Source organism: Streptomyces diacarni (assembly GCF_003323715.1).
Lineage (GTDB): Bacteria > Actinomycetota > Actinomycetes > Streptomycetales > Streptomycetaceae > Streptomyces > Streptomyces diacarni.
This window is the reverse complement of the sequence record NZ_QOIN01000019.1, coordinates 1-23,865: the sequence shown is the minus strand read 5'-3', so window position 1 is coordinate 23,865 and position 23,865 is coordinate 1. Positions and strand designations below refer to the sequence as shown.

Annotated in this window: 17 protein-coding genes and 1 pseudogene; 12 read left to right on the top strand and 6 right to left on the bottom strand. The window is 73.0% G+C overall.

Annotation, left to right across the window (positions count from 1 at the left end):
• Positions 1–71: 71 nt before the first annotated feature.
• Entirely contained in the window at positions 72–2,162 is a 2,091-nt protein-coding gene (locus DTL70_RS00205; protein ID WP_114019744.1) for a prolyl oligopeptidase family serine peptidase, read from the top strand.
• Between the two features lie 21 nt (positions 2,163–2,183).
• Here the strand turns inward: DTL70_RS00205 and DTL70_RS33345 are convergent, their stop codons facing one another.
• The 3 genes from DTL70_RS33345 to DTL70_RS00180 all read right to left on the bottom strand — a co-directional run bounded on the left by DTL70_RS33345 (position 2,184) and on the right by DTL70_RS00180 (position 4,639).
• Positions 2,184–3,173, bottom strand: a complete 990-nt coding sequence (locus DTL70_RS33345; protein WP_181860699.1) for an ABC transporter substrate-binding protein — start codon at positions 3,171–3,173, stop codon at positions 2,184–2,186.
• A gap of 153 nt (positions 3,174–3,326) precedes the next feature.
• A complete protein-coding gene (locus tag DTL70_RS00185; protein WP_114019740.1) occupies positions 3,327–4,214 on the bottom strand; it encodes an NAD(P)H-binding protein in 888 nt (295 codons plus the stop codon).
• Positions 4,211–4,639 carry a nuclear transport factor 2 family protein gene (locus DTL70_RS00180; protein ID WP_114019739.1) on the bottom strand — a complete coding sequence of 143 codons (429 nt, stop codon included), beginning with the start codon at positions 4,637–4,639 and terminating at the stop codon, positions 4,211–4,213. Before DTL70_RS00180 ends, DTL70_RS00185 begins: the two co-directional genes overlap by 4 nt.
• A gap of 94 nt (positions 4,640–4,733) precedes the next feature.
• Here DTL70_RS00180 and DTL70_RS00175 point away from each other — a divergent pair, with 94 nt between their 5' ends.
• The gene (locus tag DTL70_RS00175) at positions 4,734–5,369 is read left to right on the top strand and encodes a TetR/AcrR family transcriptional regulator (RefSeq protein ID WP_114019738.1); all 636 of its coding nucleotides are present in this window, start codon (positions 4,734–4,736) and stop codon (positions 5,367–5,369) included.
• A gap of 95 nt (positions 5,370–5,464) precedes the next feature.
• On the opposite strand, the gene DTL70_RS00170 is transcribed toward DTL70_RS00175, so the two are convergent.
• The gene (locus DTL70_RS00170) at positions 5,465–7,108 is read right to left on the bottom strand and encodes an amidase (RefSeq protein ID WP_114019737.1); all 1,644 of its coding nucleotides are present in this window, start codon (positions 7,106–7,108) and stop codon (positions 5,465–5,467) included.
• A 222-nt stretch (positions 7,109–7,330) separates the two neighbouring features.
• Between DTL70_RS00170 and DTL70_RS00165 the strand changes: the two genes are divergently transcribed.
• From DTL70_RS00165 to DTL70_RS00135, 7 genes are all read left to right on the top strand, one after another.
• Complete coding sequence (locus DTL70_RS00165) at positions 7,331–8,314, top strand: SGNH/GDSL hydrolase family protein (RefSeq protein WP_114019736.1); 984 nt, start codon at positions 7,331–7,333, stop codon at positions 8,312–8,314.
• A gap of 203 nt (positions 8,315–8,517) precedes the next feature.
• Entirely contained in the window at positions 8,518–9,801 is a 1,284-nt protein-coding gene (locus tag DTL70_RS00160; protein WP_114019735.1) for an ABC transporter substrate-binding protein, read from the top strand.
• A gap of 64 nt (positions 9,802–9,865) precedes the next feature.
• On the top strand, positions 9,866–10,816 hold the full coding sequence (locus DTL70_RS00155; protein WP_114019734.1) for a carbohydrate ABC transporter permease: 951 nt from the start codon (positions 9,866–9,868) through the stop codon (positions 10,814–10,816).
• 11 nt (positions 10,817–10,827) lie between these two features.
• Positions 10,828–11,655 (top strand): carbohydrate ABC transporter permease, encoded by an 828-nt coding sequence (locus DTL70_RS00150; protein WP_114019733.1) that lies wholly within the window; start codon positions 10,828–10,830, stop codon positions 11,653–11,655.
• The gene (locus DTL70_RS00145; RefSeq protein ID WP_114019732.1) at positions 11,652–12,698 is read left to right on the top strand and encodes a LacI family DNA-binding transcriptional regulator; all 1,047 of its coding nucleotides are present in this window, start codon (positions 11,652–11,654) and stop codon (positions 12,696–12,698) included. The genes DTL70_RS00150 and DTL70_RS00145 overlap by 4 nt, the downstream gene beginning before the upstream one ends.
• 60 nt (positions 12,699–12,758) lie before the next feature.
• Positions 12,759–14,693, top strand: a complete 1,935-nt coding sequence (locus DTL70_RS00140; RefSeq protein WP_114019731.1) for a cellulase family glycosylhydrolase — start codon at positions 12,759–12,761, stop codon at positions 14,691–14,693.
• Entirely contained in the window at positions 14,690–17,083 is a 2,394-nt protein-coding gene (locus DTL70_RS00135) for a glycoside hydrolase family 3 N-terminal domain-containing protein (protein WP_114019730.1), read from the top strand. The genes DTL70_RS00140 and DTL70_RS00135 overlap by 4 nt, the downstream gene beginning before the upstream one ends.
• 156 nt (positions 17,084–17,239) lie before the next feature.
• Here the strand turns inward: DTL70_RS00135 and DTL70_RS00130 are convergent.
• Positions 17,240–17,704, bottom strand: a pseudogene (locus tag DTL70_RS00130) (SDR family NAD(P)-dependent oxidoreductase); the annotation flags it as partial.
• A gap of 236 nt (positions 17,705–17,940) precedes the next feature.
• Between DTL70_RS00130 and DTL70_RS00125 the strand changes: the two are divergent.
• Positions 17,941–19,494 (top strand): DHA2 family efflux MFS transporter permease subunit, encoded by a 1,554-nt coding sequence (locus DTL70_RS00125; RefSeq protein WP_114019728.1) that lies wholly within the window; start codon positions 17,941–17,943, stop codon positions 19,492–19,494.
• Positions 19,495–19,592: 98 nt separating this feature from the next.
• Here the strand turns inward: DTL70_RS00125 and DTL70_RS00120 are convergent, their stop codons facing one another.
• Entirely contained in the window at positions 19,593–20,459 is an 867-nt protein-coding gene (locus DTL70_RS00120) for an SAM-dependent methyltransferase (protein ID WP_245978855.1), read from the bottom strand.
• Between the two features lie 419 nt (positions 20,460–20,878).
• Between DTL70_RS00120 and DTL70_RS00115 the strand changes: the two genes are divergently transcribed.
• Together DTL70_RS00115 and DTL70_RS00110 are read left to right on the top strand one after the other, a co-directional pair.
• Complete coding sequence (locus tag DTL70_RS00115) at positions 20,879–21,826, top strand: AurF N-oxygenase family protein (protein WP_114019727.1); 948 nt, start codon at positions 20,879–20,881, stop codon at positions 21,824–21,826.
• Positions 21,827–21,864: 38 nt separating this feature from the next.
• Positions 21,865–23,559, top strand: coding sequence for an FAD-dependent oxidoreductase (locus DTL70_RS00110; RefSeq protein ID WP_114019726.1), 1,695 nt, complete (start codon positions 21,865–21,867; stop codon positions 23,557–23,559).
• The last annotated feature ends 306 nt before the right edge of the window (positions 23,560–23,865 follow it).

Sequence of the window (23,865 nt, the reverse complement as noted above, 5' to 3'; positions counted from 1 at the left end):
GCCCCCGCCACGTGCCCCGTGCGGGGCGCGTGGCGGGGGCTCACCGCTGCGGGGCCGACAATGGCGGGGTGATGGAGGATGACGACCCGTATCTGTGGCTCGAAGAGATCGAAGGCGACGCCGCGCTCGACTGGGTGCGCGAGCGGAACGCCGAAACCGTGGCGGAGCTGACCGCCGACCCGGGGTTCGAGGCGCTGCGCCAGGAGGTGCGCGAGGTCCTCGGCGACTCCGCGCGCATCCCGTATGTGGTGCGACGCGGCCCGCACCTGTACAACTTCTGGCGCGACACCACCCGCCTGCGCGGGGTGTGGCGGCGCACCACCCTGGAGGAGTACCGCACGCCCGATCCGCACTGGGAGACGGTGCTGGACGTGGACGCGCTGGCGGACGAGGAGGGCGTGCCGTGGACGTGGGCGGGCGCCGCCGTCCTGCGGCCTGAGCACAGGCGGGCGCTGGTGAAGCTCTCCAGGGACGGCGCGGACGCGACCGTCGTGCGGGAGTACGACATGGACGCCGCCGCGTTCGTGGCGGACGGGTTCCGGCTGCCCGAGGCCAAGACCTCTGTCAGCTGGATCGACGAGGACCACCTCTTCGTCGGCACCGACGCGGGCCCTGGCGACCTCACGGCCTCCGGCTATCCGCGCACGGTGCGGCGCTGGCGCCGCGGCACCCCGCTCGCGGCTGCTCCTGTCGTTTTCGAGGGGGACCACGAGGACGTGTCCGTCAGGGCACGGCACGACCCCACGCCCGGCTTCGAGCGCGATCTGGCCGTGAGAAACCGCGACTTCTGGCACAGCGAGCGCTTCCTCCTCAGCCAGGACGGTCCCGCGGTGCGCATCGAGGCGCCCGAGGACGCGCTGGTCGGCGTGCACCGGCAGTGGCTGCTGATCACGTTGCGCTCGCCGTGGCTGGAGCGGCCCGCCGGGGCGCTGCTGGCGTTCGACTTCGACGGCTTCCTGCGGGGCGAGCGCTCCCACGAGGTGCTGTTCACGCCCGACGAGCGCACCGTCCTGGAGGGGTACGCCACCACCCGCCACCACCTGGTCCTGGAGACACTGACCGATGTCTCCTCCCATCTGCACCTGTTGACCCCCTCGGGCTCGGGCACCTGGTCGCGTCGCCCACTGGGTGAGGTGCCCGCGCTGTCGTCGGCCGGGGTGACGGCGACCTCGCCCGACGAGGACGGTGACAGCGCGGAGGAGGTCTTCTTCGCGGTCTCCGGATTCACGCAGCCCGCCACCCTGTGCCGCACCCTGGCGGGCGTTTCGGAAGTGGAGACGCTGAAGCGGGCACCGTCCCGCTTCTCCACCGAGGGGCTGCTGGTGCGGCAGCACTTCGCCGTCTCGGCTGACGGGACGAGGGTGCCCTACTTCGTGGTCGGGGCCGCAGGACAGGAGGGTCCCCGGCCCGTCCTGCTGTACGGCTACGGCGGCTTCGAGGTCTCCCTGACGCCCTTCCACTCGGCCGTGACGGGCCGGGCGTGGCTGGAGCGCGGCGGCACCTACGTGATCGCCAACATCCGCGGCGGCGGCGAGTACGGGCCCGCCTGGCACCAGGCCGCGCTCGGAGCCGACCGCGACCGGGCGTTCGACGACTTCGCGGCGGTGGCCCGCGACCTGGTCCTGCGGGGCGTCACCACGTCCAGCAGGATCGGCATCTGCGGCGGCAGCAACGGCGGACTGCTGACGGGCGTCATGCTCACCCGCCACCCCGAACTCTTCGGCGCGGTCGTCGCCAAGGTGCCGCTGCTGGACATGCTGCGCTTCCACCGGCTCCTGGCCGGGGCGTCCTGGGTCGCCGAGTACGGCGACCCGGAGGACCCCCGCGACCGCGCCCATCTGCTGCGCTGGTCGCCGTATCACAATCTGCGCCCCGGGATGGGCCGGGAAGCGGGCGGCACCTGCCCGCCGCTGCTGCTGACCACCTCCACCCGCGACGACCGCGTCCATCCGGGCCACGCCCGCAAGATGGCCGCGCGCATGCGGGAACTCGGGCTGCCCGTCCATTACTACGAGAACACCGGCGGCGGCCACGCCGGGGCCGCCGACCCCGAGCAGGCCGCCTACGTCGATGCCGTGGTGCACACCTTCCTGTGGCGGACGCTCAGCGACGACGGCCGGGTACCGGCGAAGGGCGAGGGAGGCCGTGCTGACCCCGCCTGAGCGCGGCTGCGACGGGGCGGGCTACGGCGTCGCGGCCCTGTGCAGCGCGTCGGCCACCGCGTCCAGGAAGGAGGCGACCGCGTCGGCGGTGAAGGGCAGTTCGGGGTTCCAGGACAGCACCTGGGCGCGGCGACTCATCCGCCGCCAGGCGGCCACGTCCGCCAACTGCGCGTCGGGGGTCGCGTTCGCCCGGATGTCGCGCAGGATGACGTCGGGCTCGAGACCGGCCAGCTCCTCCCAGCCGCACGTCGCCCAACTGGCGCCCGCAGCGGGCCGGTCGAGCATCCGCACGCCCGCCCGGGTGAGCTCTTCCAGCAGTGGCCAGCCGGCCGGGCGTGCCACGTGCGCCTGGCCGGTGCCGGCGGGCGAGAGCGCCAACACCCCCACGTGCGGGGCCGCCTGCGCCGCGCCGCCGAGCCGTCCCACGCTGCCGTCCAGCCCTTGACGCTGTTCCTGTTCCTGTTCCTGTTCCTGTTCCTGCTCCTGTTCCTGCTCCTGTTCCTGCTCCTGTTCCTGTCCCCGTCCCTTTTCCCGCCCCTGTCCCGTCGCGGGCGGCGCCGTGGCGTCCTGGTGGGCCGGGCCCAGCGTGCCGGCCAGTGCTGCGAAGCGATGCCGTACGTCCGCCAGGTGCGTGCCAGGGCCGACGTGGAGGGCGACCAGGGGTAAGGACGGTTCGAGCGCCTTGTGCAGGTCGGGCCCTATGCCGTAGAGCCGTTCGCCGTCGTAGGTGACGGTGACCAGCAACTCCGGCTCGGCCCTCGCGATGTCCTGCGCGGTCAGTTCCGCTCCGGCGCCCAGGTAGGCGACGTCCCGGAGGCCGGGGGTCTCCCGTTCGACGGGGTCGGTGCCCGGCTCGTCGTGCGGTGAGCCGAAGACCGCGGCAACGGGCACCCCGTGCTCGGCCAGCACGGCCGCCGCCTGCGCGTAGGCGACGAGGCGCCGGGGCGTGCGTGCGGCTGTCACCTCCTGCCCCCGGTCGTCGCGGAAGGTCCACAGATCGCTTGCGACCACAGTGCCTCGCTTCCTTGGGAGTTGGTTGCGGGCCGGTGGGGGTGCGGCCGGGCGGCCGCCTCGGCGCGCCGGGTTGCCCGTCCGGCGCGGGGCGCCGCCCGCCCCCTCCCCTCGGGCCCGCGGGGGCGGCGTCCGCTCCCCCGGGCTTACGACTTAGGTGAGCCTAACTTCCTTGTTCCCGGGTGTCACTGCCTCCGCAAGGTGCGTGCGCATACTGCGGGCATGACGTCCCGTGACGCGGGTGACGGTGTCGGTGGTGCGGTCCTCGGCACCCCCGGCGATGGCCAGGTCCATGCCGGCGAGCACGGCGGCGAAGTCGGCCGGCACCTGGGTCGACAGGTGGTCCCGCATCTGCTCGTACGTCAACGCGCTGTGGGTGACGGCACGCCCTGTCACCTCGGTGAGCAGGTGCGCGACGTCGGTGTAGCTGAGCGCCTCGGGGCCTGTGAGCACCAGGTCGGTGTCCGGGCTGCGGGCGTCGGTCAGCGCGCGGACGGCGACGGCCGCGATGTCCTCGGCGTCGACGAAGCCGACGCGCCCCTCGCCCGTGGCGGTCCGGATCACGCCCTCCGCGCGGAGGGTGGCGGCGTGGAGATGGTCGCCGGTGAAGTTCTGCATGAACCACGAAGGCCGCAGGACCGCCCACTCGTCGAAGAAGGAGGGCAGCATCTCGTGGACCTGTCCGACCGCCGGCCCACCGGCGTCGACCGCCGAGGCGCTGAGCAGCACGGCCCGGCGTACTCCGCTCGCGCGCGCCTGCTCCAGGAACGGGCGCATCACGGCGGCCGGTCCGGTGGATCCGACGGGCGGCACCAGGTAGAGGCGGTCGGCTCCGCGCAGGGCCTCTGGGTAGGTGCCGGGTTCGTACCAGTCGAAGCGGACGGCTCGTGCGCCGTGCACCGGGGCGGCGCGGCGGCCTGCCGCCTTGACGTGGTGTCCGTCCGCCGCGAGGCGGGCGGCCACGCGGCTGCCGGTGGTGCCGGTGGCCCCGATGACGAGGACGGCGGGCGGCGCGTCGGAGTGGGTGTCGCGCGAGGTCATCGGGTCCTCCGGGTGAAGTCGGCTCCGCCGTCCCGCGGGAGGGCCAGCGGATTCCAGTAGTCACGGTAGTGCGTGATGCGGCCGTCCACGGCCGTGACCACGGCGATGTAGGTCATGTCGAACGGGGCGCCACTGCTCACCAGCCGTCCCACTCCGCGCATCTCGACGACGACGGTGTCCGGCTCGCCGGTCTCGTGGATGCGTACGCGGGGGAAGGCGTGGAGGTCGATGTGGTCGGGGTAGTGGCGCATGTAGTCGGCCACGGCGGCCTTGCCTTCCAACCGCTCGGGCCACCCTTCGGGCGCGAAGGGGAACTCGAAGACGCCGTCGTCGTCCCACAGGTCGACCCAGGCGGGGATGTTCTTCTCCAGCAGAAGTCGCAGGCCGTGGCGGAAGAGGTCCGCAGGGCGCGGATGCGTGGGCATGGGTGTTCCCTCCGGGATAGAATGCGGACCCTGGGTCCGTTTCTGTCGACGACTATACGGACCGAGGGTCCGCTTAAGCAACTGGAGGAGACCCGTGCCCGAGCGCAAGCCCCGCGCCGACGCCGCCCGCAACCGGGAAGCCGTACTCGAGGCCGCCGACCGGCTCATCGCGAACCGCGACAGACCCGCGCAGGTCACCATGGCCGACATCGCGGCAGCGGCCGGCGTCGGCAAGGGCACCCTCTTCCGCGGCTTCGGGGACCGCACCGGCCTGATCCACGCCCTCTTCGAGGCCCGGCTCGAACCGGTGCGCCAGGCCGTCACCGAGGGGCCGCACCCGCTCGGACCCGCCACCCCGCCCAGGGAGAGGGCCCTGGCTCTGCTGGACGCCCTCCTGTGCTTCAAGCTCGACCACCGGCACCTGTCACTGGCGCTGGAGGAGGCCGGGTCCGACAGCCCCTACGGCGCCGCACACTACGACTGGTGGCACGGGACGCTCAGCGGCGTACTGGAGCGGCTTCCCGGCTTCACGGGAAGCGATTTCGCCGCACACGCGCTGCTCGCCGCCGTGCGCGCCGACCTCGTCGATCACCTGACCGGCCGGCGGAACCTGTCCCGCGAGCGACTACGGGCGCAGCTGGCCGACTTCGCCGGACGCGTGCTGGGCGGCCCGGCATCGGACGGGACGGCAGACGGCGCCGAGCCGACGAGCGGGACCGGAAACCGCTGACGGCGAACAGCGCCGGTCCCCGACGCGTCGGGGACCGGTCTCCGGCGCGTCGCGCCCGGTCAGCCGGCGGCACTCGATCAGCGCGCGGCACTCGGTCAGCGAGCGGCGCCGGACCCCACTGACGGCAGATAGCGGGGTGCGCGCCAGGCGTCCAGCCTGCGCTCCACCGACGCGCCCAGCGACAGGAGCCTCGCGTCCTGGTGGTCACCGGCCATCAGGAGCAGGCCCACGGGCAGTTCGCCCACGGATCCCGCGGGCACCGACAGCGACGGGTACCCGGCGACGGCCGCGGGGGTGGAGGACGGGATCACGTCGTCGTCGCCCCGCGCGCAATCGGTCGTCCAGGCGGGCGGGTTCGTCGGAGAAGCGAGGGCGTCCAGGTCGTGGGCCGCCAGGGTCTCGTCGATGGAGCGCCGGGAGAGGTCCTTGAGCTCGGCGCGCGTCGCCCGGTACTCCGGGTCGGTGGTGGGCGGTGCGGCCAGCGCCCGCTCGAACAGCTCCTGCCCCGCGAAGCAGCTGCGCTCCGCCGGGTGGGCGCGGTTGAACTCGATCAGCTCGGCGAGGTCGTCAGGCCCGTCGCGGGTGGCGAGATAGGCGTTGATGTCCCGGTGGAACTCGCTGAGCAGCGCCGGGAACTCCAGCTCGGCCAGCCGGTCCTGGTAGGGCGGGGTCACCTCGACGACCTGCGCCCCGGCGGCGCGCAGCTTCTCGGCCGTGCGGCTCATCACGGCGTCCACCTCGGGGCCCAGCGACGGCAGCCGCCACAGGCCGATCCGCTTGCCGCGCAACCCATCGGGGTGCGTCAGCTCCGCCGCGCGGTCGCCGAGCACGCCGCCCGACGCGTGGCCCGAGCTGTCGGTGCTCCCGCCGCTCCTTACGTCTCCGTTGCTCCCCTCGCCGCTGAGTACCGCCAGCGTGAGCGCCGTGTCGGTCACGTTGCGGGCCATGGGCCCGGCGGTGTCCTGCTCGGCGGAGATCGGCACCACGCCGGACCCGCTGACCAGCCCGAGGCTGGGCTTGTGCCCGACGACGCCGTTCATCCCCGCCGGGCAGACAATGGATCCGTCCGTCTCGGTCCCGATCGCCACCTGGGAGAGCGACGCGGCGAGCGCGGCGGCCGACCCCGCGGAGGAGCCGCACGGGTTCCTGTCCAGTACGTACGGGTTGTGGGTCTGGCCGCCGACGGCCGACCAGCCCGAGGTCGGCTTCTCGGCCCGGAAGTTGGCCCACTCGGACAGGTTGGTCTTGCCGAGGATCACCGCCCCGGCCTTCCGCAGGCGGGTCACCAGCGCGGCGTCGGTCCTCGGCGGGTGCTTCGCCAGTGCCAGCGATCCCGCGGTGCTCGCCAGGCCGCGGGTGTTCACGTTGTCCTTGAGCAGGACGGGGATACCGTCCAGCGGGCCGCGGGCCCTGCCGTGCCGGTGCCGCGCGTCGCTGGCCGCCGCCTGCCGCAGGGCCGTCGGGTCGGTCCGGAGCACCGCGTTGATCGTGGGGTCGATGCGTTCGATCCGCCGCAGGTAGGCCCGGGTCAGGGCGGAAGAGGTCAACGAGCCCTTCGCCATGCGGTGCTGGAGCTGCGGAATGGTGACCGTGTCGAGGTCGAATCCCAGCGCGTCGGCCGTGGTGGGCGCCTCACCCGTCGCGGTGTCGGCCGCCTCCGCGCGCGGATTCGGCGTGCCCGTCAGCAGGGTCCCCGCGACCAGGGCTGCGATCAGTGCGGCAACACTCCTCTTCCCCATGGAGGTCAGCCGACTACACATCTTTCCGGCGCGCAAGAGGGCCCCTCCCGCGGCGCGCCTCCCGGGGCCTTGACGGCGGGGGAGCGATGGCCACTCTTACTGCTCGGTAGAACCGGTCTTCTCCCCAGAAGAACCGGTTCCGCCGCCTTTCCGCCCCTCGGCTCCACCACGACCGCGTCTCATCCCGTCGATTCCGTCGTCCAGTTGGTCTGCGAGGTGGTCATGTCCGCATCCCCTTCTTCGTTCGCGCGCACCGCACCCAGACGGCCCTCACCGGCCCGCCACCCGGCCGTGAGGCGCGTGCGCGCCGCGCTGTCGGCCGGCGTGTCGCTCCCGGTGGCCGCCGCACTCGTCCTCGCCGGCGCCCCCACCGCCTCCTCGGTGGGGGCGCACGGCAAAGCGGGGGCCCACGGCGAAGCGGGGGCCCACGGCAAGGCGGAGGCCGTCGCCCGCTACGTTGCCCTGGGCGACTCCTACACCTCGGGTCCCGGCATCCCGGAGCAGACGGATGAGAACTGCGGCCGTTCCGACCACAACTATCCGACGCTGGTGACGGCCGCGCTGGCTCCCGGGACGTTCGCCGACGCCAGTTGCGGTGGCGCGACGACAGCCGAGATGACGGCACCGCAGGGCACAGCGCCCCCGCAGTTCGACGCGCTGAACGAGTCCACCGACCTGGTCACCGTCGGCATCGGCGGCAACGACATCGGGTTCGGGGGCATCGTCGCGCGCTGCGTCCTGCTCGGCGCTCTCGTGCCGAACGGAGCGCCGTGCAAGGCCAGTTACTCTCTCGGTGGCAGCGATGAGCTGGCCGCCCGCATCGAGGCCACGGCCACGAAGATCGACGAGGTGCTGCGCGGCATCCAGGACAGGTCACCCGGCGCGCGCGTGCTGGTCGTCGGCTACCCCGCGCTGCTGCCCGAGGACGGCAGCAACTGCCCGCGGACCGTCTCGCTCGCCTCGGGCGACGCCCCCTGGCTCAGGGACACGGAGAAGAGACTGAACTCCATGCTCGCCGAGCGCGCCGAGGCGTCAGGGGCCGAGTACGTCGACACCTACACCGGCTCGGTCGGACACGACCTGTGCAAGCCCGTGGGCACCCGCTGGGCGGAACCGCTCCAGGCCGTGGACGCCGCGGGCTTCCACCCCAACGCCGCGGGTCACCAGGCCATGTCGCAGGCGGTGCTGGCGGCCGTACGGCGCTGAGCGTCCGTGCCCGCCCTCCCGGCGGGCACGGAAAGGCCACACACGTATGAGGGTGGCCCCACCCGGTGGGGCCACCCTCGACGTGTGTGACCGCTCCTCCCGGGAGGGTCTTGACCACAGCCCCGCGGAGGTCTAGGTTCCTCGCACCTCCAGAGGTACATCGATTAACCACTCGTTAACCGCCTGGTTGGAGACCTCCCGCTGTGCGCTCGTCCCCGCTGACCCGACGCGGCCTCCTCGCCGCAGGCTGCGGCCTCGCCGCGACCACCCTCCCCGCCCTGTCCGGCTGCTCCGCGCTGGCCGCCGCGGAAGACGACCCCGACACGCTCGTGGTGCACAGCCAGCTGGGCACCACGGCTCCGGGCTCCGCCACCTACCTGCGGGCGCTCGACCGCTTCCGGGAGGAGAACCCGGGGCTGAAGGTCAAGAACCTGGTCAACGGCGACGACCTCGCGCAGGTCTACGAGACCGCGCGCCTGGCCCGCAAGGAGCCGGACGTCGTCATGGTCAACCTCTACGACAAGACGCTGGCGTGGACGGACGTCGGCGCCACCGTCGACGTCAAGGACTACCTGGACGACTGGGGGCTGCGCGAGCGGGTGATGCCCCAGGCACTCGCGGCGTGGACCGACGGCAAGGGCAGGCTGCGCGCCTTCCCGTACTTCGCCACCAACTGGCCCGTGGCCTACAACAGGGCGCTGCTGGACCGGGCAGGTGTGGCGGAGATACCGACCACGGGCGACGAGCTCATCCGCGCCGCGCGCAAGCTGCGCGCGAAAGGGACCGCGCCCGTGACCGTCGGCGGCAACGACTGGACGGGGCAGAAGCTCCTCGCCCAGATCATCCAGACCTTCCTCACCGAGGACGAGGCCCGGCACGCCTACGCGACGGGGGACTTCGGGGCCAGGGGCGCGCGGCAGGGCATCGACTACTTCGTCGAACTGCGCGACTCGGGCGTCTTCACCGACAAACCGCAGGGCCTCACCTCGGACTCGATGATGACGCAGTTCAACACCCAGTCAGCGGCGATCGAGTCGGCGATGTCCTCGGCGCTCGCCGAAGTGCCCGAGCGGGTGGCGCGCCACACGGACGTCGGCGGCTGGCCCCTGGCGGACGGGGCCGTCCACGACAAGCCCACCATCCTGCGCTCCTACACCCTCATCGGGTTCTGGATCAGCCCCAACGGCACCAAGAAGATCGACGCCGTCGAGAAGTTCCTCCGCTTCATGTACAGGGCCGACACCGTCTCGGCGTTCATCACCGAGAGCGGCCGCGACATGGCCGTGCGCTCCGACGCGCTGAGCACCGACTTCCCCCTCGTGGCCGCGGCGCAGCGGCTGGGTTCCGACGTGGGCCAGGTGCTGCTGCCCGACGTGTACGTACCGCCCACAGCCAACCAGCCGCTGATCACCGCGACCAGCACGTCCTTCACCCGCGGTGTGAGCGCGGCCCGGGTACGTGCGGCGCTCGAGGCCGCGTACCGCTGAGCATGAGCCCGCGCCCCGCCTCCCCTCCCCCACGTCCCGAGCCCCAGCCCACGGGAGTCACCTCATGACGACGCTGACGCCGACACCCGGCGCGGCAGAGCCCGGCCTGACCGGTACGCCGCCCCGCACCGCCGGGCGCCGCCCACGGCCGCGCCCGCGCAAGCAGGGCGGAACGATCCTCGCCGTGCCCGCACTGGTGTGGTACCTGGTCTTCATGGTCGGCCCGATGGTGGCCATCTTCGTGATCGCCGCACTGCGCTGGCCCGGCATGCTCCAGCCGGTCTCCTTCGCGGGGCTCGGCAACCTCCGTGCGGTGCTCGACGACCCGGTCTTCTGGGCCGCCGTGCGCAACACCGCCGTCCAACTCGCCGTGGCCCTGCCGATCATGATCGTGTGCGCCTACATGGTGGGCTACTACGTGGCGCAGCGGCCGCCGGGGCACCGCGTCATCCGCTACCTGCTGTTCGTACCCGGGCTGATCTCCACCCCGGCGAAGGCCATGGTCTTCTACGCCGCGCTCTCCCCCGACGGGCTGCTCAACGGCGCGCTCGAATCCGCGGGGCTCTCCTCGCTCACCGACGCCTGGCTCGCCTCCCCTTCCACCGCGCTGGCCTGCCTGATCGCGCTGGACGTCTGGGCCGGGATCGGTTTCACCGCGGTGCTGTTCGCCGCGCGTCTTGGCAGTGTGCCGGACGAGCTGGGAGAGGCCGCGCAGTTGGACGGCGCCGGGCACTGGCGGACGATGTGGCGGGTCCACTTCCCCGTCATCCGCGACTACGTGGGCGTGGTCACCATGCTGCAGTTCCTGTGGACGCTCTTCGGGTCGGCGCAGCACGTGCTGCTGCTCACCCAGGGCGGCCCCGGCAGCTCCTCCACCACGCTGTCGTTCCTCGTCTACCAGAAGGCGTTCATCGCGGCCGACCTTGGCTACAGCCAGACCGTCGGTGTCCTCCTCTTCCTGGCCGGGCTCGCCGGACTGCTGACCATCCGCCGCCTCTTCCGGCAGACCTACTGATCGGACGCACCATGAAGTTCGGCAAACGCTGGATACCCGCACACCTGCTGGTGTGGAGCTACGCGGTGCTGCTGCTCGTGCCGCTGTACTACTTCCTCGCGTCGGCGTTCAAGAGCAACGAGGAGATCTTCGCGCACCCGTTCGCGCTGCCGGAATCCTTCGGCCTCGGCAACTTCTCCACGGCCTTCACCAGCGCCGACCTCGGGCTCGCCGTCGTCAACTCGGCTCTGGTCACCAGCGTCGCGCTGGTGCTGACGCTGGCGCTGGCGCTGCCCGCCGCCTTCGCCCTCGCCCGCTCGACGGGCCGCCTGGCCTCGGTGGTGGAGAAGGTCTTCTCGCTGGGGTTCCTCATCCCGACCTTCGCCGCCCTCTTCCCCACCTTCCTGCTGGCCGCGGCGAGTGGCCTCTTCCACACCCGTACGTTCATGGTGCTGTTCCTGCCCGCGACGGCGATGCCCCTCTCGGTCGTCATCCTGGTCCAGTTCATGCGGACCGTACCCAAGGAGATGGAGGAGGCCGCCAGGATGGACGGGGCCTCCACGTACGCGGTGCTGCGCCACGTCTACGCGCCGATGTGCCTGCCGGGCATCGCGACGGTCCTGCTGCTGAACTTCCTCACCTTCTGGAACGAGTACCTGTACTCCCTGGTGATCATCGGTCCCGATCCCGCCCAGCGCACCGTCCAGGTCGCCCTGCCGACACTCAAGGCCATCACCGGCACCGACTACGGCGTCCTCACCGCGGGAACGGTGCTCACCCTCGTCCCCGTCTGGATCGTCTACACGGTGCTCCAGCGACGCATGCAGCAGGCCCTCGTCAGCGGGGCGGTGAAGATGTGAGCGCCTCCACCGGACAGCCTCCCGCCAAGCGCCCCACCATCAAGGCGGTGGCGGCCGCGGCCGGAGTGTCGACCGCAGCCGTCTCGCAGGCCTTCAACGACAAGGGCCGCCTGGCCGAAGCGACCCGGCAGCGCATTTTGGCCACCGCCGTCGAGCTGGGCTGGTCGCCCAACGCGCCCGCCGCCGCGCTGCGCAGCGCCCGCACCCGCACCCTCGCGCTCGTCGTGCGGCGCCCCACCGACGTGCTGGGCGCCGACCCGCACTTCAGCGAACTGATCACCGGCATCGAGGGCGAGCTGTCGCCCCGCGGCTACGGGCTCCTCCTCCACCTGGTCGCCGGAGTGCGCGAGGAGACCGCCCTCTACCAGCGGTTCGCCGCCGAGGGGCGGGTCGACGGCGCCCTCCTCACCGACGCCCGCGCCGACGACCCCCGCCCCGCGCTGGTGGCCCGCCTGCGGCTGCCCGCCGTGGTGCTGGGACCGCCCGACGGAACCGGACCCGTGCCGAGCGTCGGCCTGGGCCACCAGGGCGCGGGCGTCGAGGAGGTGGTGGCGCACCTGTCCGGGCTCGGGCACCGCCGCATCGCCTACGTGGCAGGGCCTGCCGAGCTGCACCACACACGGCTGCGGCGCGACGCCTTCGAGACGGCTCTCAAAGCGGCCGGGCTGCGGCCGTGGGCCGTGCTGCACACCGACTTCACCGAGGTGTCGGCCACGGCCACGACCGAGGCGCTGCTGGCCGCCCCCGACCGGCCCACCGCGATCGTCTACGCCAACGACTCCATGGCCGTGTGCGGCGCCGGCGCCGCACAGCGCGCCGGCCTGCGCGTGCCGGACGACCTGTCCGTCGTCGGCTACGACAACCTGCCGCTCGGCCGCTGGCTGCACCCCCGGCTGACCACGGTCGACCAGCAGGTGCAGCGGGTCGGTGGCGCGGCCGCCCGCGCCCTGCTCGCCCGGTGCGGCGAGGACGTCGCCGCACCGGTACTGGAGGACCGGCCACGGCTGGTCGTCCGCGAGTCCACAGGGCCCGCACCCGGCTGACCGCCTACCGACCACCGAGCCACCGGAACCACCCACCGCACCACGAGGACGAGAAGGACCATGCGACGCCACAGCGCCCGACTCACCCACGACCCCGCCGTCCTGCCCTGGCTCGGCGCCAACTTCTGGTCGCGCACCGGCGGGCCGCTCATGTGGCGCGACTACTGCCCCAAGACGGTCCGCGAGGAGCTGCGGGTCCTGCGCGAGCACGGGCTGAACATGACCCGCTCGTTCTTCTACTGGCCCGACTTCCACCCCGAACCGCACCGCGTCGACGAGGCACTGTGCGCGCGCTTCACCGACTTCCTCGACGCGCACACCGAGGCGGGCATGGCAACGGTGCCCACCTTCATCGTCGGCCACATGTCCGGCGAGAACTGGGACCCGGCCTGGCGCGGCGGCCGCGACCTGTACGAGGACGTGTGGATGGTGGGCAGGCAGGCCTGGTTCGTCTCCGAGATGACCCGCCGCTTCAAGGACCACCCCGCGGTGACCGGCTGGCTGATCACCAACGAGATGCCGGGGTACGGCCGCGTGTACCAGGTCGACCCGCCCTCATGCGACGTCGTCACCGCCTGGGCGCAGGCCATGTGCAACGCGGTGCGGGCGGCGGGCGGCACCCAGCCGGTCTCCCTCGGGGACGGCGCGTGGGGCATCGAGGTCACCGGACGGGACAACGGCTTCTCCCTGCGGGAGACCGCCGAGTACGTCGACTTCGTCGGCCCGCACGTCTACCGCTCCGACACCGACCGCGCCCGCCAGCACCACCGCGCGGCCTTCGAGTGCGAACTGGCCGCCGTCACCGGACAGCCCGTCGTCCTGGAGGAGTTCGGCGTCTCGACGGACACCGTCTCCGCCCGCAACGCGGGCGTCTACTACCGGCAGACGCTGCACACCTCGCTGCTGGGCGGCGCCACCGGCTGGATGGCGTGGAACAACACCGACTACGACGACCTGTGGGACCGCGCCCCCTACGACCACCACCCCTTCGAGATGCACTTCGGCATCACCGACCGCACCGGAGCCCCCAAGGCGCCGCTGCGGGAACTCGCCGCGTTCGCCGACACCCTGGAAGCGGTCGACTTCGCCCGCTGCCGCCGCACGGACGCGGACGCCGCCTTGGTCGTGCCCGCCTTCCTGGAGCGCGACTACCCCTACAGCCGCCCCGCCGACCGCCCGCTGATCTTCACCTCGCTGCACCAGAGCTACGTGACGGCTCGCGCCGCCGACCTGCCCGTGGGCCTCACCAGGGAGGCCGACGGGCTGCCCGGAGACGCCGCCCTGTACCTGCTGCCCGCGACCCGGCAGTTCACCACCCGCACCCGGCGGACGCTCCAGCGCAGGGCCGAGGAGGGAGCGACGGTCTACCTGTCGTTCTGCTCCGGTGAGCACCCGGGCACCCGCGGCCCCTGGTTCGACGACCTCGACGGCCTCTTCGGGGTGGAGCTCCAGCTGTCCTACGGGGTCGCCGAACCCATCGAGGACGACGAACTGGAGATGACGTTCACCCAGGACTTCGGTCCCCTGGCCGCCGGGGACGTGCTGCGCTTCCCCGTCGCCGGCAACGAGGACAGCCGGGCGTACCTGCCCGTCGTGGAGCGCGGAGCCCGCGTGGTGGCCGTCGACGCACACGGCCGCCCCGCGCTGCTGGTCCACGAGACCGGCGCCGGGCGGACCGTCCTGGCCACCTATCCGCTGGAGCACATGGCCGCCCGCACCGCACGCGTCAACCCCGAGGACACGCACCGGCTGTACGCGGCGCTCGCGCACGTCGCGGGGGTCCACCGCGCCGTGACGGTCGACGACCCGTACGTCGGCGTCGACGTCCTCGTCCACGAGGACGGGCGGCGCTTCGTGTGGCTGATCAGCCAGTGCGACGAGGAGCGCACCGTCCGTCCGGCCACCGACGGCACACTGCACGAGCTGCGCACCGGCGCCCCGGAGCCCGTCGTGACGCTCGCCCCCTGGGGCGTGCGGGTGCTGGAGCTGAGGTGAGCGGGCCCCGCTACCGCGACCCGTCCGCTCCGGTGCCCGAGCGGGTGCGCGACCTGCTCGCGCGCATGACGCTCAGGGAGAAGGTCGGCCAGGTCAACCAGCGCATGTACGGCTGGCACGCCTACACCCGCACGCCCGAAGGGCACCGGATCAGCGACGCCTTCCGCGCCGAGGTCGCCGCCTACGACGGCATGGGCGCCCTCTACGGACTCCAGCGCGCGGACGCCTGGTCCGGCGTCGGCTACGCGGACGGCATCACGGCCGCGGACGCGGCGGGCGTGGCGAACGCGGTCCAGCGGCACGTCGTGGACAACACCCGCCTGGGCATCCCGGTGCTCCTGGTGGAGGAAGTGCCCCACGGCCACCAGGCGCTGGACGGCACGGTCCTGCCCGTCAACCTGGCCGTGGGCGCCACCTGGGACCCCGAGCTCTACGAGGCGGCGGCCGCCGGAGCCGGGGCCGAACTGCGCGGGCGCGGCGGCCACGTGGCCCTCGTCTCCGCCCTCGACCTCGTCCGCGACCCGCGCTGGGGCCGCACGGAGGAGTGCTTCGGCGAGGACCCGTACCTGGCCGCGCGGTTCACCGAGGCCCTCGTACGCGGCATGCGCGCCGCGGGTGCGGCCGTCGTGCTCAAACACTTCGCGGGCCAGGGCGCGACGCTCGGCGGCCGCAACAGCGCGGCGACCGAACTCGGCGCACGCGAACTCCACGAGATCCATCTGGCGGCGGCCAGGGCCGGTGTCCGGGCGGGCGCGGCGGGGGTGATGGCGGCCTACAACGAGTTCGAAGGGCTGCCCTGCGTCGCCCACCGCGGGCTGCTGAGAGACCTGCTGCGGCGGCGGTGGGGCTTCGACGGCCTCGTCATGGCGGACGGTACCGCCATCGACCGCCTGGTCAGGCTTACGGGCGACCCCGTCGCCGCGGGCGCGCTGGCGCTGGACGCGGGCTGCGACCTGAGCCTGTGGGACGCCTGCTTTCCCCGTCTCGCCGAGGCCGTCACCCGCGGGCTGGTCGCCGAGGAGACCCTGGACGGTGCCGTGGCCCGCGTGCTGACGCTGAAGTTCCGCCTGGGCCTGTTCGAGCAATCCCCCGCCCACGGCGCGCCGCCGCAACCCGTGCCGCCCCCGCACCCGCCGCTGCGGGAGCTGAGCGAGCGCCTCGCCCGCGCCTCGATCACGCTGCTGGCCCACGACGGGCGGACCCTGCCGCTCACCGAGCGGGCGCGCCGGATCGCCGTCCTCGGCCCCGGCGCCGACTCCCTCCCCCAGCAGCTCGGCGACTACACCGCACCGCAGCGGCCCGGAGTCGGCCACACGATCCTGGACGGCGTCCGCGCCGCCGCGCCGCCCGGCACCGACGTCACCCACGCGCCCGGTTGCCGGCTGGTCGGCGCCGACCTCGACGGCGTCCCCCGCGCCGTGGCACTGGCGGCGGACGCGGACGCCGCCGTCCTCGTCCTGGGCGGATCCAGCGCCCGAGGCGAGGACACCGCCTTCGCCGCCAACGGCGCCGCGCTGCCGCCGGGGGGCGACCTGTCGAGCACCACCGCGGGCGAAGGCGTCGACCTCGCGGACCTGCGGCTGCCCGCGGGCCAGCGGGAACTGCTGCGGGCCGTGGCAGCCACCGGGGTACCCGTCGTCGTGGTCCTCGTCCAGGGCCGGCCGCACGCGCTGCCCGAACTGTCCGGCACGGTGGGCGCCCTGCTGAGCGCCTGGTACCCGGGCCCCTGGGGCGGACGCGCCGTCGCCGACGTCCTGTTCGGCGCGGCCGATCCCGAAGGGCGCCTCCCGGTCTCCGTGCCCCGCTCGTCGGCCCAACTCCCCGCCTACTACAACGGCAAGGACCACGGCTACCGCGGCTACGCCGACCAGAGCGCCCGCGCCCGCCACGCCTTCGGCCACGGCCTGTCCTACACCACGGTCGGCTACGCACCGCCCCGGCTGTCCCGCTCACGCGTCACCTCCGACCACCCGTCCCTGACGTGCCGCGTCACCGTGCACAACACCGGTGAGCGGCCCGTGCGCGAGACGGTGCAGCTGTACGTACGGCGCGTGTGGGGCGGCTCGTCGTGGCCGCGCGCCCGCGAACTGCGCGGCTTCACCCGGCTCACCCTGGCCCCCGGGCAGGCGGCGGAAGCGGTCTTCGAGATCGGCCACGAGACGCTGGCTTCGCTCGACCGCGACCTCGAATCGGCCGTCGAACCCGGCGAACTCGCCCTGGAGACGGGCCCCTCGTCCGACCGCACACAGGAAGTACGGCTGCTCGTCGAGACGGAGCCCGCCCGCGTACCGGGGCCGGGCCGGCGACCGGCCCCGGAGCAACCGTCCGCTGCGGGCAGCAGGACCCGTCATCCCCCGGAGGGAGGGACATACCGGAACGGGGGAACGTGACCCCTTGCCACCCCTCGGCCCGCGTGCCGTGACCAGGATGCGGGGCTTGGCTCAGTTTCGTCTCCGCTCCCCCGCCCGGCTGTCCCTGCCCTCGTCGTGGCGGCACAGGCACTCCGGGGCAGCGGCCGCGGCCGCTGCCCCGGCGGATCCGGCGCACGCCGACTGTCCCCAGCAGGCCCGCGGCCGCTCGGTCATGGAACGGACTGCGGACACGAACACGGACGCGGCTCTTCGGCAGGCGGCCCCGAACATCAACTCGTCGCCGGCCCGGGTCTCCTGCCGCGGGGGCCGGTCGAGCGCGACCCCGGCGTTGTGCACGACCGCGTCGAGCCGCTCCAGTCCGAGGGCCTCCACCGAGGCACGCAGGGACGAGGGATCGGCCAGGTCGAGCCGCACAGTCCGCAGGCGCGCGTCGGGAACCCGGCTCCGGACGGCTCGCACGGCGGCCTCGGCCCTGACCGGGTTCCGGCTGCCCAGCACGACGACGGCGCCCGTCCCGGCCAGCTGCTCCGCGACGAAGTAGCCGATGCCGGCGTTGCCACCGGTGACCAGGACGGTGCGGCCCTCGGCGCGGGGCAGCCGGTGGACGTCCCACGGCGGGACATTGGACGCGGACGGCATGGCGGCGACTCCCCGGACCCGAGCGAACGAACCACATTCCCGGCCGCCCCGAAAGCTCGGAGCGACCTGTGCCCACACGGTGGCAGCGGCCACCGACATCTTCTCGACAGATCCCCGACAGCGACGGCCACACAGCCGGCAGTGGGCTGCACGGAAAGCCCTAGGTCGAAGGAGCGGGGCGAGCCGCGGCTTTGTGCCGATGCCCGGGCGCGGCGCGGGCCCGCACGATGGCCACCATGTCTTCCATACCCTCACCCTCAGTGCCCGGGACCGGCAGCGGCTCCGGAACCGGGAGCGGGAGCGCGCCCGGCGCTGTCGGGGCCGACGCCCCGCACGGTCCAGGGCACCCGACTGGTCTCGGCACGGTGCCTCGGCCCGGGCCGCCCGCCTCGCACATCTGGGCCGTCGTGCTGGCCTCCAGCATCGGTCAGTTCCTCGTCGTGCTGGACGTCTCCGTCGTCAACGTCGCGCTGCCGAGCATGCGCGAGGGGCTGGCGCTGAGCGGCGCGGCGCTGCAGTGGGTCGTCAACGCCTACGCGCTGACCTTCGCGGGCTTCCTGCTGCTGGGCGGGCGGGCCGCCGATCTGTTCGGGCGCAAGCCCGTCTACCTCGTGGGGCTGGGCCTGTTCACCGCGGCGAGCCTGGTGGGCGGCCTGGCACAGAACGCGGAGATGCTCGTCGCGGCGCGTGCCGCGCAGGGGATCGGCGCCGCCGTCCTCGCGCCCGTGACCCTCTCGCTGCTGACCTCCACCTTCCCAAAGGGGCCGGCGCGCACGCGGGCGATCGCCACCTGGACAGCGGTGGGGACGGCAGGCGGCGCGGCAGGTGGTCTGGTCGGCGGGGTGCTGACGGATCTGCTGTCGTGGCGTTGGGTACTACTGGTCAACGCGCCGGTCGGGGTCTTGGTCGTCGCGGTCGTCGTGTTCGGGTTGCGGGAGCGGGGCGAGCGGGCCGGCCGACGGGGGCTTGACCTGCCGGGTGCCGCTCTGGTGACGGTGGGGGTCGCGACCCTCGCCTATGGTGTCGGGCAGACGGAGTCGCACTCGTGGGCGGCTGCCGACGTGGTGGCGCCGCTGGTGGTCGGGCTTCTCGCGCTGGCCGCCTTCGTCGCGGTGGAGGCACGCTCCGCCGCGCCGCTCGTGCCGCTGCGGCTGGTGCGGCTGCGTGCCGTGGCGGCGGGGAACGTGGTGACTCTCGTCGCGATGACCGGCGCCTTCGCGATGTGGTACTTCCTCTCGCTGTACATGCAGAACGTGCTCGGCTACTCCGCGATCCGGGCCGGGCTGTGCTTTCTGCCGCACACCGCGGCGGTCATCGTCGGGTCCAAGGCCGCACCCTGGCTGATGCACCGGTTCGGCACCCGCCTGATGGTGGCCGCGGGCGGCGTGGTGGCGACGGCGGGATTCGGCTGGCAGGGGCTCGTCCTGACGGCCGACGGCACGTTCTGGGGCGCCCTCCTGGGTCCCGGTGTCCTGATGGCGGGCGGCATCGGCCTGTTGATGACACCGCTGACGGACGCGGCGACGACCGGGGCCGCTGCCCGCGAGGCGGGGGTGGTGGCCGGGCTGGTCAACACCTCACGGCAGATCGGCGGCGCGCTCGGGCTGGCTGTCCTGGGCGCCGTCGTCGCCGCCACGGCCTCGCACGGCGCTCGTCCTTCACCGGGCGAACTCGCCGACGGCTACGCGGCCGCCTACCTGGCGGCGGCCGCGCTCACGGCCGTCTCGGTACTGCTCGTCGGGCTGCTGCCGCGCGCCGCCGGACCCGCGCGCGGGGTGAGCGGGAGGTGAGTGCGGTCGGCGGGCGCTGACAGCTCGTCAGTGCCCGCGACACCGCGTGCGCCGGAGGCGGCCCGCCAGCCAGGTGGCCGGTCGGGCCAGGCGGCCCGTCAGGCGAGGCGGCCGATCCCGCCGTACCAGGAGACCTCGGCGTGGGAGGGGCGTTCGGCTTCCGGCACGGTGGAGCGCCAGTCGGAGACCACCTGGATACCGGGGTCGACGAGTTCGAAGCCGTCGAAGAGGTCTGTCAGCGCCGAGCGGTCGCGCAGGGTGAGGGGGACGCCCTGGGCGCGGTAGGCGGTCTGGACGCCGAGCGCCGTGCTGGGGGAGATCTCGGCGGTGGCGTGCGAGAGGACGAGCATGCTGCCGGGGGCGAGCGCCCCTCGGAGCTGCTCGACGACGCCGCCGGGGTTCTCCTCGTCGGACAGGAAGTGCAGGATCGCCACCGCGAGCACCGCCACCGGCTGGGTGAAGTCGAGGAGGGCCTGGGTCTCGGGGTGCTCGATGATCCCGCGGGGGTCGCGGATGTCGGTCTGGATGACGGTGGTGCGCTCGTCGGTGCTCAGCAGTGCCCTGCCGTGGGCGAGGACGATGGGGTCGTTGTCGACGTAGACGACGCGCGCGGAGGGGTCGTGGGCCTGGGCGACCTGGTGGACGTTGTGCGCGGTGGGCAGGCCGGATCCGATGTCGAGGAACTGGCGTATGCCGGCTTCCTCGACGAGGTACCGCACGGCCCGGCCGAGGAACTTGCGGTTCTCCCTGGCCGCGGTGCGCAGCGTCGGGAAGGCCGACACCGCCTTCTCCGCGGCGCTCTGGTCGGCGGGGTAGTTGTCCTTGCCTCCGAGGAGGTAGTCGTACATGCGGGCCGAGTGCGCCTCCCCGATCCGCAGGCTGGCTCCGCTCGACTCCTGGGCACCCGCGGCGCCCTCCGCCGCTCCCGGGGCGGTCTCGTCGTGCATGTTGCCGGTGTGCGTCATTCTTCCTCCGCCGCTCGCTCCAACTCCCGCCACGCGCCGGGCACATGCCCCGCCTGGACGGTACGCAGCCTATCCGGCCCCTGAGCGGCCACAACACCGACACCGCCACATTCACCACGCCCGCGAACAGCTCGGCGGGGTCGTCCGCCGGTTCGTCCGCCGGTTTGTCCGCGAGGACGCGCGTACGTGGGGCCACGAGGCGGTTTCTACTGGAGGGTAGGCACGGCCTGGCGCTTGTTATACAGTCCGTCTAACAAGAGGCGTGGGGCACCTCCGGGGACGCCTCACGAGATGCCTGCCAGCGGCCGGTCCTCACACCGCGAGGTCCGGCGCAGGGCGGCCGACCGACGGCCGGCATCGGCCAGCACGCGCCGGCGGCCGACCGGGAAGGCCCGAGATCCGATCCGAGGAGTCGCAGCATGGCAAGCAGCACCACCCGGCCGGACACTCCCGCGAGCGCCGACCCCGCGAGCACGGACCGGCACCCCGCAAACGACGAACACGACGTCGCCCGCCGCCTGTTGGACTCCTCCGCCAAGCTGTCGTACGACCCCCGGACAGAGGTCGACTGGGACACGCCGCTCGACGAGAGCTACCACGGCGCGAGCCCGGAGTGGAGCACGCTGTACGGAACCGCCTACTGGCGGGAGATGACCGAGGCGCAGCGCAAGGAGCTGACCCGCCAGGAAGCCGCCTCGGTGGCGGGCACCGGCATCTGGTTCGAGATCATCCTCCAGCAGATGATCCTGCGCGACGTCTACGCCAAGGACCCCTCGCAGGAGAAGGTCCAGTGGGCCCTGACCGAGATCGCCGACGAGTGCCGGCACTCGATCATGTTCGCCCGCGGTGCCAAGAAGTTGCGGGCCCCCGCCTACCAGCCGCGTTTCCTCGCCCGTGAACTGGGCCGCGCCTTCAAGACCCTGGCGTTCGGCGAGGCCGCCTACGCGGCGATCCTCGTCGCCGAGGAGGTCCTCGACGTCATGCAGCGGGACTGGATGCGGGACGAGCGGGTCGTCCCGTTCGTCCGCACCATCAACAACATCCACGTCGTGGAGGAGTCGCGGCACATGAAGTTCGCCCGCGACGAGACGCGCAAGCGGCTGGCGAAGGCGGGATGGGTGCGCCGGCAGATCAACGCCTTCGTCATCTCCATCGCCTCCTACGTCATCGTCACCAGCATGGTGAACAAGAAGGTGTACGCCACCGCCGGGCTCGACGAGGAGCGCGCGCTCGCCGAGGCTGCCGCGAACGAGCACCACAAGTCGATGATGCGCTCCAGCTGCGCGGGGCTGATGGAGTTCCTCGCCTCGGCCCGGCTGCTGACCAAACCGGCGCTCGTCTTCTACAAGCGCGCCCACCTGATCTGACCCCCTCCGCCGACGCAGGCGCCGACAGAACTGGCCCCATGACCTACGCCATCAGTCAGAACTGCTGCAACGACGCGACCTGCGTGTCCGTCTGCCCGGTCAACTGCATCCATCCGGCCCCCGGGGAGCGGGACTTCGGCAGCACCGAGACGCTGTACATCGACCCCGCCGCGTGCATCGACTGCGGTGCCTGCGCCGACGCCTGCCCCGTGGACGCGGTCTTTCCCGTGGAGAGCCTCACAGGACCGCAGCGCACCTACGCCCGGATGAACGCCGACTACTACGCGGACGCACCGACACCCCAACCGGCCGCCGACAGCCCCAACTTCCACAGCTGGAGCGAACCGGCCTTCACCCGGACCCTGCCCGCCGACTTCGCCGCACCCCGGGTCGCGATCGTGGGGACGGGTCCGGCCGGCATGTACGCGGCCGAGGACCTGCTGCTGCACACGGCGGCCGAGGTCACCCTCCTGGACCGGCTGCCGGTGGCCGGCGGACTCGTGCGGTACGGCGTGGCACCCGACCATCCGGCGACGAAGAAGATCGGTGAGACCTTCGCCAGGTTCCACCAGCACCCGCGGGTCCGGATGCTGCTGGGCGTGGAGATCGGCGAGCACCTCACGGCGCAGGAGCTGGCCGCCCACCACGACGCCGTCGTCTACGCGGTGGGCGCCCCCGGCGACCGGCGGCTGGAGATACCCGGCGAGGAGGCGGTCGGCAGCATCTCCGCCACCTCGTTCGTCGCCTGGTACAACGCCCACCCCGACATCCCCGCGGACACGATTGATCTGTCCGCTCCGCGTGTCGTCGTGGTCGGTACAGGGAACGTCGCCCTCGACGTGGCGCGCATCCTCCTCACCGACCCGGAGGAACTGGCCGGCACCGACATCGCCGACCACGCACTGGAGGCGCTGCGGGCCAGCGCGGTGCGCGAAGTCGTGCTGCTGGGGCGCCGCGGCCCCGAGGACGCCGCCTGCACCCGGCCCGAGCTCCTCGCCCTGACCCACCTGCCCGGCGTCCACCTCGTCGTCGACGACCACGACGCCCGCATCGGTCCCGCACTCGACGCCGCAGACCCCGAGGACAAGGCGGTGCTGCTGCGGGGAATCGACCGCGAGCAGGTCGACTACACGGAGCCACCGCGCGATGACAGGCGGCGCCTGGTCTTCCGCTTCCACTCGGCCCCCGTCGAGGTGCACCCCTCGGCCCCCGCCGGGGAGCACTCCGACGGCGAGGGCCGGGCCGCACCCGGCGTCGCGGGGGTGCGGGTCACGGGGAGCGCGGGTCAGGTGGACATCGGCGCGGGCATGCTGCTGCGGGCCATCGGCTACCGGGGAGCGCCCGTGCCCGGGCTGCCGTTCGACGAGAGTGCCGGGACGGTTCCGCACGAGAAGGGCCGGGTCGCCGGCCGGCCCGGTACCTACGTGGTCGGATGGATCAAGCGCGGCCCCAGCGGCGGCATAGGCGCCAATCGTGCCTGCGCGGCCGAGACCGTGACCACCCTCCTCGACGACGCCGCGAGCGGTGCACTTGCGCAGCCCGCGCACTCGGCCAAGGCGTTCCGGCGCCTGGTACGCCGCCGCAACCGCCACGTGGTGGACGCGCGCGGGATGGCCGCCATCGACCGTGCCGAGCAGGCCCGGGGCAGCCGCAACGGCAGGCCGCGCAGCAAGCTCGCCACCGTTCCCGAACTGGTGGCGGCCTCGAAGACACGCCTCCCCCTTCCCCGCTGACCACGAGCCGCCTCTCCGCCCGAAGTGCCGACGGTGGGTGTGGGGTCGGTGTGCTGTGGGTGAGGGCGGCGGGGGCCGGATGTGAGGGCACCCATAGGGGCCAGATCACATACGAAGCACCTTCGCATGTCCGCTTTGCCGGGATCGGGGGTGGGGGTGGAGCGGCTCGCAGCGACGAGTGAAGGGGACGAAGCGGGATAGTACGTCACATAGTTGTCGGGGCGGGGAGCCGGTCCGCAGGGTGGGCCCAGGTCGCGACGAGACCGGGCACCGAGCCCCGGGAGCGCGGCCGGATGTGTCCCCCTT